General features: G+C 62.7%; 14 protein-coding genes. 8 read left to right on the forward strand and 6 right to left on the reverse strand.

Translation table 11 applies throughout. The features are described 5' to 3' along the window. Positions 1-182: 182 nt before the first annotated feature. Genes CAF79_RS08615 through CAF79_RS08625 form a run of 3 tightly spaced genes read right to left on the reverse strand, consistent with a single transcriptional unit; the run spans position 183 to position 2,764 of the window. Entirely contained in the window at positions 183-1,232 is a 1,050-nt protein-coding gene (locus CAF79_RS08615) for an alkene reductase (RefSeq protein WP_085697461.1), read from the reverse strand. A 32-nt stretch (positions 1,233-1,264) separates the two neighbouring features. Beyond that, the gene (locus CAF79_RS08620; RefSeq protein WP_085697462.1) at positions 1,265-2,428 is read right to left on the reverse strand and encodes an MFS transporter; all 1,164 of its coding nucleotides are present in this window, start codon (positions 2,426-2,428) and stop codon (positions 1,265-1,267) included. Positions 2,429-2,461: 33 nt separating this feature from the next. Further along, positions 2,462-2,764 carry a helix-turn-helix transcriptional regulator gene (locus CAF79_RS08625; RefSeq protein WP_065257584.1) on the reverse strand — a complete coding sequence of 101 codons (303 nt, stop codon included), beginning with the start codon at positions 2,762-2,764 and terminating at the stop codon, positions 2,462-2,464. A 171-nt stretch (positions 2,765-2,935) separates the two neighbouring features. On the opposite strand from CAF79_RS08625, the gene CAF79_RS08630 reads away from it, so the two are divergent. Beyond that, positions 2,936-3,508: an ACP phosphodiesterase gene (locus CAF79_RS08630; RefSeq protein ID WP_085697463.1), complete on the forward strand. Its 573-nt coding sequence runs from the start codon at positions 2,936-2,938 to the stop codon at positions 3,506-3,508. A gap of 14 nt (positions 3,509-3,522) precedes the next feature. Here CAF79_RS08630 and CAF79_RS08635 read toward each other — a convergent pair whose 3' ends face one another. Together CAF79_RS08635 and olsB are read right to left on the reverse strand one after the other, a co-directional pair. Then, on the reverse strand, positions 3,523-4,317 hold the full coding sequence (locus tag CAF79_RS08635; protein ID WP_085697464.1) for a 1-acyl-sn-glycerol-3-phosphate acyltransferase: 795 nt from the start codon (positions 4,315-4,317) through the stop codon (positions 3,523-3,525). Further along, a complete protein-coding gene (olsB, locus tag CAF79_RS08640) occupies positions 4,317-5,072 on the reverse strand; it encodes an L-ornithine N(alpha)-acyltransferase (protein ID WP_085697465.1) in 756 nt (251 codons plus the stop codon). The genes CAF79_RS08635 and olsB overlap by 1 nt, the downstream gene beginning before the upstream one ends. Before the next feature lie 153 nt (positions 5,073-5,225). On the opposite strand from olsB, the gene CAF79_RS08645 reads away from it, so the two are divergent. The 5 genes from CAF79_RS08645 (at position 5,226) to CAF79_RS08665 (ending at position 9,494) form a co-directional block, all read left to right on the forward strand. Beyond that, positions 5,226-6,104, forward strand: a complete 879-nt coding sequence (locus CAF79_RS08645; RefSeq protein WP_085697466.1) for an acyl-CoA dehydrogenase family protein — start codon at positions 5,226-5,228, stop codon at positions 6,102-6,104. Between the two features lie 180 nt (positions 6,105-6,284). After that, positions 6,285-7,364 (forward strand): serine hydrolase, encoded by a 1,080-nt coding sequence (locus CAF79_RS08650; RefSeq protein WP_085697467.1) that lies wholly within the window; start codon positions 6,285-6,287, stop codon positions 7,362-7,364. After that, on the forward strand, positions 7,361-7,663 hold the full coding sequence (locus CAF79_RS08655) for an amidase (RefSeq protein ID WP_085697468.1): 303 nt from the start codon (positions 7,361-7,363) through the stop codon (positions 7,661-7,663). The genes CAF79_RS08650 and CAF79_RS08655 overlap by 4 nt, the downstream gene beginning before the upstream one ends. A gap of 81 nt (positions 7,664-7,744) precedes the next feature. Continuing rightward, a complete protein-coding gene (locus tag CAF79_RS08660) occupies positions 7,745-8,335 on the forward strand; it encodes a YceI family protein (RefSeq protein ID WP_085697469.1) in 591 nt (196 codons plus the stop codon). Position 8,336: 1 nt separating this feature from the next. Further along, a complete protein-coding gene (locus CAF79_RS08665) occupies positions 8,337-9,494 on the forward strand; it encodes a phosphatidylserine/phosphatidylglycerophosphate/cardiolipin synthase family protein (RefSeq protein WP_085697470.1) in 1,158 nt (385 codons plus the stop codon). 134 nt (positions 9,495-9,628) lie between these two features. Here CAF79_RS08665 and bglX read toward each other — a convergent pair whose 3' ends face one another. Then, positions 9,629-11,920, reverse strand: a complete 2,292-nt coding sequence (gene bglX, locus CAF79_RS08670) for a beta-glucosidase BglX (protein WP_085697471.1) — start codon at positions 11,918-11,920, stop codon at positions 9,629-9,631. A 260-nt stretch (positions 11,921-12,180) separates the two neighbouring features. Here bglX and CAF79_RS08675 point away from each other — a divergent pair, with 260 nt between their 5' ends. Continuing rightward, complete coding sequence (locus CAF79_RS08675) at positions 12,181-12,789, forward strand: LemA family protein (protein ID WP_085697472.1); 609 nt, start codon at positions 12,181-12,183, stop codon at positions 12,787-12,789. Between the two features lie 13 nt (positions 12,790-12,802). Beyond that, positions 12,803-13,505, forward strand: a 703-nt coding sequence (locus CAF79_RS08680) for a YgcG family protein (protein WP_085697473.1), incomplete at its 3' end; no start/stop codon positions are given.

A 13,505-nucleotide genomic window follows, 5' to 3' on the forward strand; every position in this document is an offset into this window, starting at 1 on the left:
CCCCGCTGCAATGGGATGCTTTTATATACCTCTGCGGCGCGGGTTGATATGTAGCGAGCTACGTATTTTGTAGGGATTTTGTGTCGAGCCTGTGAACGAATGTGAACGGCCGACCACCCAGCGACCAATAAAAAGCCCCCGACTCTCGCGAGTCGGGGGCTTTTGCGTTTCTGCGGTATGGCTTACAGAGTCGGGTAGTCGAGGTAACCGACCGCACCTTTGCCGTAGAACGTTTCCGGGTGCGGTTCGTTCAGCGGCGCGTCGGCCTTCAGGCGAGCCGGCAAGTCCGGGTTGGCAATGAACGGGATACCGAATGCCACAGCATCAGCCTTGCCCGATGCCAGCCAGGCGTTGGCGCTGTCCTTGGTGAAACGTTCGTTGGCGATGTATGCGCCGCCGAAGGCTTCTTTCAGTTGTGGGCCGAGGCTGTCGGCGCCTTCTTTCTCGCGGGAGCAGATGAAGGCAATGCCACGCTTGCCCAGTTCGCGAGCGACGTAGGTGAAGGTTTCGGCCAGGTTGTCGTCGCCCATGTCATGGGAGTCGGCGCGCGGAGCCAGGTGCACACCGACACGGCCGGCGCCCCAGACTTCGATTGCCGCGTCAGTCACTTCCAGCAGCAGGCGGGCACGGTTTTCCAGGGAGCCGCCGTATTGGTCGGTGCGTTGGTTGGTGCTGCTTTGCAGGAACTGGTCGAGCAGGTAGCCGTTGGCGCCGTGGATTTCCACACCGTCGAAACCGGCCGCCTTGGCGTTTTCCGCGCCGACGCGGTAGGCGTCGACGATGTCGGCGATTTCAGCGGTTTCCAGCGCACGAGGGGTTGGATAGTCGGCCAGCGGGCGAACCAGGCTGACGTGGCCTTTTGGCTGGATGGCGCTCGGTGCAACCGGCGCTTCGCCGTTCAGGTACGACGGGTGGGAGATCCGGCCGACGTGCCACAGTTGCAGGACGATCTTGCCGCCGGCTGCGTGAACGGCCTTGGTCACGTTGGTCCAGCCGCGCACCTGGTCGTTGGACCAGATGCCCGGGGTGTCCGGGTAGCCGACACCCATCGGGGTCACCGAGGTGGCTTCGCTGATGATCAGGCCGGCCGAAGCGCGTTGTACGTAGTACTCGGCCATCAGCGCGTTGGGTACGCGGCCTTCGTCGGCGCGGCAGCGGGTCAGCGGCGCCATGATGATGCGGTTGGACAGCTCGAGGTCGCCCAGTTTGATCGGATCGAAAATCGTTGCCATGAGATACAACCCTCGTGAGGTAAGTGAGTGAATCAGTTAGCGGTGGCCAGCTCGGGATTGCCGTTCTGGCGGAATGTGATCAGGGTCACCAGCAGCGCGAGGACCGCCAGCGCCGCTGCGGCGAGAGGCACGCTTGTCAGGCCGTAGCCGTGGGCGATGACGCTGCCGCCGACCCAGGCGCCGAGGGCGTTGCCGACGTTGAAGGCGCCGATGTTCAGGGTCGACACCAGGTTCGGTGCGGCCTGGCCGTAGGTCACGACGTTCACTTGCAGGGCCGGCACGGCGGCGAAGCACGCGGTGGCCCAGAGGAACAGGGTGATCTCGGTCGGGATCAGCGCGATGCTGGTCCAGGTCAGTACCGTGGAGGTCACGGCCATCGCGATGAACACGCCGATCAGCGTCGCGGCCAGGCCCCTGTCGGCCAGTTTGCCGCCGATGATGTTGCCGACGGTCAGGCCCAGGCCGATGAGCATCAGGGTCCAGGTCACGCCACGGGGCGAGACGCCGGTGACATCGCCCAGCAGCGGTGCGACGTAAGTGAACAGGGTGAATACCGAGGCGGCAAACAGCGCGGTCATGCTCAGCGACAGCCAGATACCGGCGCCTTTGAGCGCGGCCAGTTCGGCGCGCATGTCGAGTTTTTCTTCGTCACGCTTGGCGGGCAGGAAGCGGATCAGGCCGATCAGCGCGATCACACCGATCACGGTCACTGCCCAGAAGGTCGAGCGCCAGCCGGCTTCCTGACCGAGGGCGGTGCCCAGCGGTACGCCCAGCACGTTGGCCAGGGTCAGGCCGGTGAACATCAGGGCCACGGCCGAGGCGCGTTTGTTCGGAGCGACCAGGTTGGCCGCGACCACCGAACCGATGCCGAAGAACGCACCGTGGCAGAGAGCGGTAACCACTCGGGCGAACATCAGCACGTTGTAGTCACTGGCGATCGCGCAAAGCAGGTTGCCGATAATGAAGATGCCCATCAACGCCACCAGTGCAGCCTTGCGCGGCAGTCGTGCAGTGGCCATTGCCATGAACGGTGCACCGATGGCCACGCCCAGAGCGTAACCGGTCACCAGCCAGCCGGCGCCGGGGATCGACACACCGAGGTCGGCCGCCACATCAGGCAGCAGGCCCATGATGACGAACTCGGTGGTGCCGATGGCGAAGGCGCTCAAGGCGAGTATGAATAGTGAGAGGGGCATCGTTTGTTCCTTTTGGCTGGCTGACGTTAAGGGTCAGAGCTCTTTGCTGAGGGTGCTGAGGAACGCCTGGATCACGTCCTCGTTGCGTTTGAAAAAGTGCCACTGGCCGGCTTTCTGACTGCTGATCAGCCCGGCCCGTTGCAGGGTGGCCAGGTGGGCGGAAACGGTCGATTGCGACAGGCCGCAGCGTTGATCGATCTGCCCGGCACAGATGCCGTACTCGTGGTTGTGGATCTGTTCCGGAAACTCGGCTTTCGGGTCTTTCAGCCAGTTGAGGATGTCTCGCCGTACTGGGTGTGCCAGGGCTTTTATTATTTCGTCGAGGTCAATGTTCATGGCTGGGTGCTCAAGATGTGTGTAGCGCTATATCGCGATGAGGCGAACTTTAAATCGGTACTTCGCGATATACCAATATGAATTTGATCTGATGACCGCATAAATCGGTATATCGGGTTATAACGATATGTGAGGTGTAAACAAACGCGGGCGCGGTGCTAAGCTGCGCCCATGAACTATCTCGCACATTTACACCTCGGTGGCCAGCGTCCCGGTCAACTGCTTGGCAGTCTGTATGGCGATTTCGTCAAAGGGCGGCTGCAAGGGCAGTTCGACCCGGAGATCGAAGCGGCGATTGCCCTGCATCGGCAGATCGACGTGTTCACCGATCGCCACCCGCTGGTGGATGTCTCACTGGCGCGGTTCTCCAGGACCCGCCGTCGTTACGCGGGCATCGTCCTCGACGTGTTTTTCGACCATTGCCTGGCCCGGGACTGGACGCTGTACGCCGACCGCCCGCTCGCCCAGTTCACCTCCGACGTTTACCGTGTGCTGTCCAGCGAGCGGCAGTTGCCCGAGCGCCTGGCGAAGATCGTCCCGCACATGGTGGCCAATGACTGGTTGGGTTCGTATCAGCAATTCGAAGTGCTGGAACAAGTGTTGCGCGGGATCTCCCGGCGCCTGACCCGACCTGAAGAACTGGCGGGGGCGATGGAAGACTTGCGGCAGTTGTATGAACCGTTGAGCGAAGACTTTCGTTTGTTCTACCCACAGCTGCAGGACTTTGCCGGCCGGCAGCTGTAGGCGGAAGTCGCCGATCAGGCTGCGATCAGATCGCGGGCGTGTTGCGCTTTGACCGGTTTGAGTACATCGCCGAACAAGGCTTTCTGCACCGCCTGCTGTGCCTCGAACGCCAGCGCCGCGCGCTCCCGGCCCTGGCAGGCAATCGGCTTGAGCAGGTGAATCTCGACATCGCCGCAGTCGTTGCTGAACAGACGCATCAGGTGCGACAGCAGATCATCGTCACCAATGAACGGCGCCAGCGAATCGATCTTGCCCTCGCGCAGATAACGGATCGCCACCGGTTGCAGCATCACCTCGGAATCAATCGCCGCCGACAGCAGGCGACCATGAAAGGTGCGCAGCGAACGGCCATCGGTGGTGGTGCCTTCCGGGAACATCAGCAACGGATGATCGGTTTGCAGGTGACGGGTCATCTGCTTGCGGATCAACTGGCTGTCGCCCGCACCGCGACGGATGAACAGGCTGCCGGCCTTCGCCGCCAGCCATCCGGCCACCGGCCAGGTGCGCACTTCGGCCTTGGACAGAAACGACAGCGGCGTGAGCATGCCGAGCAACGGAATGTCGGTCCACGACACATGGTTGCTGACCCACAGCATCGGCTGTTTTGGCAGCTCGCCGTGAACGGTCACACGAAAGGGCAGGGCATTGCTCAGGCGCGCCATGAAAAACCGCGACCAGCGCTGCCGACGTTCCATCGAGTGGGCCAGCCCCAGGCGTTCGAAAACGCCGAAGACACTGGCCATGCTCAGGCCCAGCGTCACCACCAGCAGCACTCGCGCGATCCGCGCGTACACCCGCAGCCGGCTCATCACACGGCCGCCTTGAAGTGTTTGGCGTAGCGCGGGCAGAGCTCGTCGCGCTTGAGCAGGATGAACACGTCGGCGACCTGGAAGTCCTCGTCCCAGCACGGCTCGCCGCAGATCTTCGCGCCCAGGCGCATGTAGGCCTTGAGCAGCGGTGGCATTTCGGCGATCACGTTCGATGGAATGTCGAGGCTAGGCAGCGGATTCTTCGGTTCGGCGCGCAGGTGTTCGGTGCACAGATAACGCTCGCGCAGGCGCTGCATGATCGCGTGGGCCTGCACGCCGCCGTCCTGCATCGGGATGCTCGCGCAACCCATCAGATAGCTGTAACCGCCCTGATTCAGGACTTCGGCCAGTTCGCCCCACAGCACGGCGATGGTGCCGCCGTTGCGGTAGGCCGGGTCGACGCAGGTGCGACCGATTTCCAGGATCGGGCCTTGCAGGCCGGCGAGGCCGTGCAGGCTGAATTCTTCTTCGCTGTAGAACTTGCCCAGGCTGCTGGCGGCAGCGTGATCGAGCAAACGGGTGGTTGCCACCAGGCGGCCGGTGTTCAGGTCACGCACGCCGATGTGGCTGCAGTGAACATCATAGTCATCCATGTCCAGACCCAGCTCCGCGCCGTTCAGCTTGGCGTTGAACTCGCCGCTGAACACGTTGAAGCGCAAGGCCTGGGCTTGCTGCAAGGCCTCGGCGCCGATCAGGCGTTCGGCTTGCAGGCGGCGTTCATTGCCGGTGTCGCTGATGCGGGCGATCTGAGTCATGTGAATCTCCGTACGGGCCTTGAACCCGTCATGGGTTGCAGCCGATCGACTTTCTTTATGCAGCCGTGTTGTGCAAAGTCAGGCTATGTAGCCCCGGTGTCATCGCCATGAATGTTTGGTGATGCTTATATGACAGCCCACAAGGAGCCTCTGATGACCTGGTCGATCCTGCTTGAATGCCGCGAACGCCTGCCCGCCGATGCCGATCTGGCGGAGGGCTTCGCCACGTTGCTGCAGCAACTGGGCAGCGTGACGCCGTTCGAACTGGCGGTGGCAGGCGGGCGGCGGATGGCGACGCCGGGGCTGGCGTTTCTGGTGGGCTATCAGGCGGCGTTGCGGATGCTCTGGCCAAGCGCGCCACCAAGCCTCGGTGCGTTGTGTGCGACTGAACAGCGCAGCCTGCGCCCGGCGGACATGCAGACCCGGCTCACGGACCTGCGCCTCACCGGGCAAAAGGATTTCGTCACCGCCGGCGATGCGGCGGACTGGCTGCTGATCGCCGCACGCAATGAGCAACCCGGCGAATCACCGCGCCTGAGCCTGGCGGTGGTCTATCCCGGTGAGCCCGGTGTGCGGGTGGAAAAGCTCCCGGCCCTGCCGCTGATGCCGGACATCAGCCATGGCCGACTGCATCTCGATGAAGCGTTGTGCGAGCTGCTCGCCGGGGACGGTTGGGATGCCTACGTCAAACCGTTCCGCACCCTTGAAGATATCTATGTGCTCAGCGCGATGACCGCCTGGTTGTACGGCGTCGGTCAGGACAGCGGCTGGCCACAGCCGTTGCAATTGCGCTTGCTGGCGCTGTTGGCCGGGTGTGCGGAAGTCAGTCGGCAGCCACCGAACAATCCCGCCGGGCATGTGTTGCTTGGTGGCTTGTTTGCGCAGTTTGACGGGCTCAAAGCGGAAGTCGATCAGGCCCTGCGTGACGGCAATCCCGAGTGGGCGGCGATGTGGCAGCGCGATCAATCGGTCATGCAACTGGCGGCGGGCGCGCGGGCCAAACGCCTGGCCAAGGCGTTGGCGCTGGACTGACCGGCCTCATCGCTGGCAAGCCAGCTCCCACACAGTCGCTGGTGTACAGGCTATCAATGGCAATCCTCTACCCCTGTGGGAGCTGGCTTGCCAGCGATGGCGGTTTCATGGGCGGTCAAATTCTCAAATCTGTCATCAACCCTGACTACCCTCAGCAGGTTCTCCCCAAGAGCCCTCACCATGTTCAAAGGCCTGTCCCTGTTTCTGCTGTTGATCAGCTTCACGGTTCAGGCCGAACAATGGCCGGGCGAGCAGTGGCCGACCGGCCCGAAACTCAACGGCCAGGCCGTCGAGGTACTGGAGGCTTACGCCTTTGCCGCCCGCGATGACAACACCCGAAAAGGCATCCGCACCGACGCCTTGCTGGTGATCCGTGACGGCCAGATCATCTACGAACGCTACGCCGCCGCAACCACCGCCGACACTCCACACCTGACCTGGTCGATCAGCAAAAGCCTGATGGCCACGGTGCTCGGCGTGGCGTACGGCGAAGGTCTGTTCAAGCTCGAGGACTCGGCGGCGACGTTCTACCCGGCGCTGGAAAAACACCCGGCCATCACCCTCAAGGATCTGCTGCACTGGGCCTCCGGCATCGACTGGCAGGAAGACTACGAATATGCCCCGCTGAAATCCTCGGTGGTGGCGATGCTCTACACCCGTGGCCACCGCGACATGGCCGCCTTCACCGCCGATCACGACCGCTACGCTCCACCGGGTCAGGCGTTCCGTTATTCCAGCGGTGACAGCAATCTGTTGGCCGCCGCAATGAAAACCATCGTCGGCCCACAGCGTTATCCGGACTATCCGTGGACAGCACTTTTCGATCCCCTGGGCATCCGCAATGCGACCTGGGAAACCGACGCGACGGGCACCTTCGTCGCCTCTTCCTACGCTTATATGACGGCCCGGGATCTGGCGCGAATCGGCCTGTTGATGGAGCGTGACGGACGCTGGAACGACCGGCAGTTGCTGCCCAGGGATTGGGTCGCCTTCAACCGCCAACCCTTCGCCGGCTACAAGGCTCATCAGGACGAAGCCGTGCCCGGCGGCCAATGGTGGCTCAATCGCCCGGCGGATGGCGCGCCTTCTCCGTGGCCCGACGCACCGCCCGACACCTTTGCCGCCCTCGGACATTGGGGCCAGGCGTTGTACGTGATCCCGAGCGAAAAACTGGTGATCGTGCGCTACGCCGACGACCGCGACGGCAGCTATCGCCACAACGAATTGCTCAAGCGTGTGCTCGGGGCGGTGCGGCCATGAAACTGTTCAGACGAATCCTGCTGGTGCTGTTGGTCGTGCTGCTGGGCTGGGGCTGGCACGAGCGCGAAAACCTGTGGGCTTTCCCGGACATCATCAGCGCCTATACCGCCAAGGAATATTGTTCGTGCCGCTACGTGATGAACAACGACGCCGGATACTGCCGGGGTTACGTCAAGCAGTGGTTGCCCGCTGAGCTGACCGATAACGCTGCACAAAAACTCGTCAGTGCCAGCGGCATGGGCCGTAGCAACAGCGCCCAATGGCAGGGCGAGCGTCAGGGCTGTCGTCTCAATCCCTGATCAGCAAAATGAACTGCCGGTTTGCAACCCGGCTCCAGGCAGTTAAGGTTCGTGCAGGTTTATCGGCCCCACGAGTCTTCAATGTTCAACCGTTCTCTGCGCAACGCCTTCGCCGGCCTGCTGCTGGGCGCTGCTGCGCTGCCGGCCCAGGCCAACTGGTATCTGGACGGCGAGTCGTCGCGGCTGTCGTTCGTCAGCACGAAAAACGCCAATATTTCTGAAGTGCAGCGCTTTCTGGTGCTGCACGGCAAGGTCGATCCCGATGGCCGCGCCGTGGTCGAAGTCGAACTGGATTCGATCAACAGCGGCATCCCGCTGCGCGACGAGCGCATGCGCAAGGAACTGTTCCAGATCGAGCAATTCCCCGAAGCGACCATCAGCACCCGGATCGACCTGCGCCCGATCAACGATCTGGCCCCTGGCGCGCAGCTTGAATTGCGCCTGCCGCTGACCGTCAATCTGCATGGCAAACAGCGCGAATATCCCGCCGAATTGCTTGCCACGCGCCTCGATGACCGACGTTTTCAAGTGGTGACCCTGGAACCGCTGGTGATCAGCGCCGAGGACTTCGATTTGCTGCCGGGGCTGGAAAGCCTGCGCAACATGGCCGGCCTGTCGGCCATCAGTCTGTCGGTGCCGGTGGGTGCGGTGCTGATCTTCACGGCGCGCTGACATGCGCGGCGCGGTATTTCCGTGGCGTGATGGCAACCGCTTCGAGCTGTTGATCGACGGCCCGCAATTCTTCCCGCGCATGCTCGACGAGATCGCCCGCGCCCGCGAGCAGATCGAACTGGAGCTGTATCTGGTGGAGGCCGGCGCCTGTGCCGAAACCATCGTGCAGGCGCTGGTGCTGGCGGCAGAGCGGGGCGTGCGGGTGCGTTGCCTGTTCGACGATTACGGCAGCCTCGCGTTCACCCTCACGTTGCGTCGGCGGCTGACCGGTGCCGGGGTCGAACTGCGTTTTTACAATCGGCTGAACTGGCGGCGCTGGGTCGGCAATTTCTATCGCGACCATCGCAAGCTGTTGCTGGTCGACCAGCGTCTGGCGGTGGTCGGCGGCACCGGGGTCACCGATGAATTCTGGACGCCGGGCCACGACACCAGCGAGTGGCACGAGGTCATGGTGGAAATCACCGGCCCGCTGGTGCTCGACTGGCAATTGCTGTTCGACCGCCAATGGATTGCCAACCGCCACCGTCGGGCCTGGAGGCCCAATGCGCATTTCGGCCTGCCACGACTGCCCCGCGTGCCGGACACGGGCGAGGGTATGGGCCGTGTGGCCTACGCCGACGCCCGTCAGCATCGGGACATTCTGCAATCGCTGTTCCGCGCGCTGAACAGCGGCCAGCAGCGGATCTGGCTGGCCACGCCGTATTTTCTGCCGACCTGGAAAATCCGCCGTTCCCTGCGCAAGGCCGCCGCCCGTGGTCTCGACGTGCGCCTGCTGCTGACCGGGCCGCGCACCGATCACCCGTCGGTGCGCTACGCGGGGCATCGCTACTATCCGCGCCTGCTCAAGGCCGGGGTGAAAATCTACGAATACCAGCCGTGTTTCCTGCATTTGAAAATGGTGCTGGTGGACGATTGGGTGAGCATCGGTTCGTGCAATTTCGATCACTGGAATCTGCGCTTCAACCTTGAAGCGAATCTGGAAGCGCTGGATCCGTCACTGACGGCAGCGGTGGTGGCGAGTTTCGAGAAGGACTTCGGCCTGAGTCAGCAGGTGAGCCTGGAGGAATGGCAGCGCCGGCCGTTGTGGCGGCGGGTGAAGCAGCGGATCTGGGGCTGGGTGGATCGGGTGGTGGTCAATCTGCTCGATAGACGCGGCTAAGTGCAGTTTTCAGATTTGATCGTTCCCACGCTCCGCGTGGGAATGCCTCAATGGACGCTCTGCGTCCGCTTTGGGACGCGGAGCGTCCCGGGCTGCATTCCCACGCGGAGCGTGGGAACGATCGGGGCGCGGGATTACAGCAACTCAAAGCTCTGCTGCGTCACGTCCTGGGAGTCCAGACCGATCTGCACGTTGAACTTGCCAGGCTCGGCCGCGTACTTGAGCTGGGCGTTGTAGAACTTCAGGTCATCTTCGGTGATGGTGAAGTGCACGACCTTCTGCTCGCCGGCCTTGAGCATGATCTTCTGAAAGTTCTTCAGCTCCTTGACCGGACGGATCATCGAACCGGTGACGTCCTGGATGTACAGCTGCACCACGGTTTCGCCATCGCGCTTGCCGGTGTTCTTGACCATGACACTGGCGTCGAGCTTGCCGGTAGCGTTCAGGGTGGTCGAGGACAGCGCCATGTCACTCAGGCTGAAGCTGGTGTAGCTCAGGCCGTAACCGAACGGAAAGAGGGGCCCGGTGGTGTCATCGAAATACTGCGAGGTGTAGTTGCCCGGTTTGCCCGGCGTGAACGGCCGGCCAATGCTCAGGTGGTTGTAGTAGGTCGGGATCTGGCCCACGGAACGCGGGAAGGTCACCGGCAGCTTGCCCGACGGGTTGTAGTCGCCGAACAGCACGTCAGCGATGGCGTTGCCCCCCTCGGTGCCGCTGAACCAGGTTTCCAGAATCGCGTCGGCCTGTTCTTTCTCTTCAAGAATCGTCAGCGGACGGCCGTTCATCAGCACCAGCACCAACGGCTTGCCGGTCGCTTTCAGGGCACGGATCAGCTCGCGCTGGTTTTCCGGGATGTTCAGGTCGGTACGGCTCGACGATTCGTGGGACATGCCACGGGACTCACCCACGGCGGCAACCACAATGTCGGCGTCCCTGGCAGCTTTCACCGCTTCGTCGATCAGCACGTTGGCCGGACGCGGGTCATCGACCACTTCCGGGGCATCGAAGTTGAGGAAGTTCAGGTAGTCGACGATCTTCTTGTCACTGGTGATGTTGGCACCGCGGGCGTAGATCAGGTTCGCCTTGTCGCCGATCACATTGCTCATGCCGTCGAACAGGGTCACCGACTGCGCCGGACGACCGGCGGCGGCCCAACTGCCCATCATGTCGATCGGGGCCTTGGCCAGCGGGCCGACCAGGGCGATTTTGGCGGTTTTCTTCAGCGGCAGGGTTTCGTTCTGGTTCTTCAGCAGCACCAGGCTGCGACGCGCCACTTCACGGGCGTCGGCGCGGTGCAGGCGGCTTTCGGCGTAGGTGTCGGCCGGGTCGTCTTCAGCCTTGCCGATACGCAGGTACGGGTCCTTGAACAGGCCCATGTCGTACTTGGCGGCGAGGACTTCACGCACCGCGTTGTCGATGTCTTTCTGTTCGATCTCGCCGGACTTGAGCAGCCCCGGCAGCTCTTTGCCGTACAGGGTGTCATTCATGCTCATGTCGATGCCGGCCTTGATTGCCAGCTTCGCCGCTTCCCGCCCGTCGCGGGCCACGCCGTGCTTGATCAGTTCGAAGATCGCGCCGTGGTCGCTGACCGCCAGGCCCTTGAAGCCCCACTCCTTGCGCAGCAGGTCATTCATCAGCCAGGTATTGGCGGTGGCCGGGATGCCGTTGATCGAGTTCAACGCCACCATCACGCCGCCGGCGCCGGCATCAATCGCGGCGCGGTACGGTGGCAGATAGTCCTGGTACATCTTCACCGGGCTCATGTCGACGGTGTTGTAGTCGCGACCGCCCTCGACCGCGCCGTACAGGGCGAAGTGCTTGACGCTGGCCATGATGCTGTCGGCCGCGCTCGGGGCCTCGCCCTGATAGGCCTTGACCATGACTTTGGCGATACGCGAAGTCAGGTAGGTGTCTTCACCGAAACCTTCGGAGCTGCGGCCCCAGCGCGGGTCGCGGGAGATGTCGACCATCGGCGCGAAGGTGATGTCGAGGCTGTCGGCGGCGGCCTCTTTGGCGGCAACGCGCCCGGACTGGCCGATGGCGTCCATGTCCCAGCTCGATGCCAGGGCCAGCGGAATCGGGAATATCGTACGGTGACCGTGGATCACGTCGTACGCGAAAAACATCGGAATCTTCAGGCGGCTGCGCATGGCAGCGTCCTGCATCGGACGGTTTTCCGGGCGGGTGATCGAGTTGAACGTACCGCCGATGTTGCCGGCCGCGATCTCTTTGCGGATCAGCTCGCGGGGCATTTCCGGGCCGATGCTGATCAGGCGCAACTGGCCGATCTTCTCGTCGAGGGTCATTTGCTTCATCAGGTTGCTGATGAACGCGTCCTTGTTTTCCAGGGGTACTGGGGTCGTGGCGGCCAGTACTTGATGACTGGCCAGGCTGACGAACAGGCCCAGCAAACACAGCTTCTTCATGAATAGTTTTCTCAAGGGCCTAAACGGCGTTGCAATGCCGGCCAGCCAAAATTTAGGGAGCGACTATTGTTGTTCGGGTGCTGATTCAGAAAACGACAGCCGAATGTACGTCGAAAGTGTCGGCGACGTGATCGCGCAGGGCCTCTTTTTAGCCCATCGGCCCGCTGCAATCCAGTGGCGCGGGCGATTATGCCGCAACCGTCGGCTGAGAATGTTTCGCGATTCATTATTCATGAACTGTGCAAGGGAGCACCCGTACGATGAATGTCAGTCCTGTCTACCGCTCGCGATTGAAGGCCGCCACCCTGCTGGTGCTGGCCACATTGTTGACCGCCTGCGGCATCAACAACATCCCGACCCTCGATGAGCAGGCCAAGGCCGCCTGGGGCCAGGTGCAGAACCAGTATCAGCGCCGTGCCGACCTGATCCCCAATCTAGTGGAAACCGTGAAGGGGTACGCCAAGCACGAAGAGGAAACGTTGACGGCAGTCATCGAGGCGCGGGCCAAGGCGACGTCGATCCAGGTCGATGCCAGCACGCTCGACAACCCGGAAAAGCTCAAGCAGTTCGATCAGGCCCAGAATCAACTGACCGGCGCCTTGAGCCGGTTGATGGTGGTGTCCGAGCGTTATCCGGACCTGAAGGCCAACCAGAACTTCCTCGCCCTGCAATCGCAACTCGAGGGCACGGAAAACCGCATCGCCGTGGCCCGTCGTGATTTCATTCTGGCAGTGCAGAAGTACAACACCGAGATCCGCACCTTCCCGGGTCGCCTTTGGCACAGCGTGATGTACAGCAACCTGCCGATCCGCGAGACCTTCGAAGCCACCAGCCCCGGCGCGGACAAGGCCCCGGAAGTGAAGTTCTGAGCCGGGGATGCCCATGCGTGTGTTGAAGATGGGCCTGGTGCTGATGCTGTGGCTGTTCGCCGTCAGCGCCCGGGCCGAGTTGACCTTTCCGGCACTGACCGGGCGGGTGGTGGACGACGCGCAGATGATCGAACCGTCGGTGCGCGCGCAACTGAGCCAGCAGTTGCAGGCCCACGAACAGGCGACCGGCGAGCAACTGGTGGTGGTGACCTTGCCGAACCTGCAAGGCGCGACCATCGAGGACTATGGCGTCGAACTCGGCCGGCACTGGGGCATCGGCCAGAAGGACAAGAACAATGGCGCGCTGTTGATCGTCGCCCGGGACGAGCGCAAGTTGCGCATCGAAGTCGGCTACGGGCTGGAGGACCGGCTGACCGATGCCCAGAGCTCGGTGATCATTCATCAGGTGATCACGCCGTCGTTCAAGGCCGGTAACTTCAGTAAAGGCATCAGTGACGGCGTGGCGGCGATGCTGGTGGTGCTGGGCGGCAATCCACTGGACGAACCTTCCACGGTGTATGAGTCGGCCGGCGATCCTGCGGATGATTTCGTCTCGCGGCACCCGGCGTTGTTCGTATTTCTGGTGATGTTATTCATCCTGACTGTTTTTGTCTGCCAGATGCTCGGTATCCTTCCCGCCGGCCGGGGCGGCTCCGGAGGAGGGGGCGGCTTTGGTGGCGGAGGTTTTGGCGGCGGCGGTGGTGGTGGCGGGGGCT

It is taken from the genome of Pseudomonas sp. B26(2017) (assembly GCF_002113045.1).
GTDB lineage: Bacteria > Pseudomonadota > Gammaproteobacteria > Pseudomonadales > Pseudomonadaceae > Aquipseudomonas.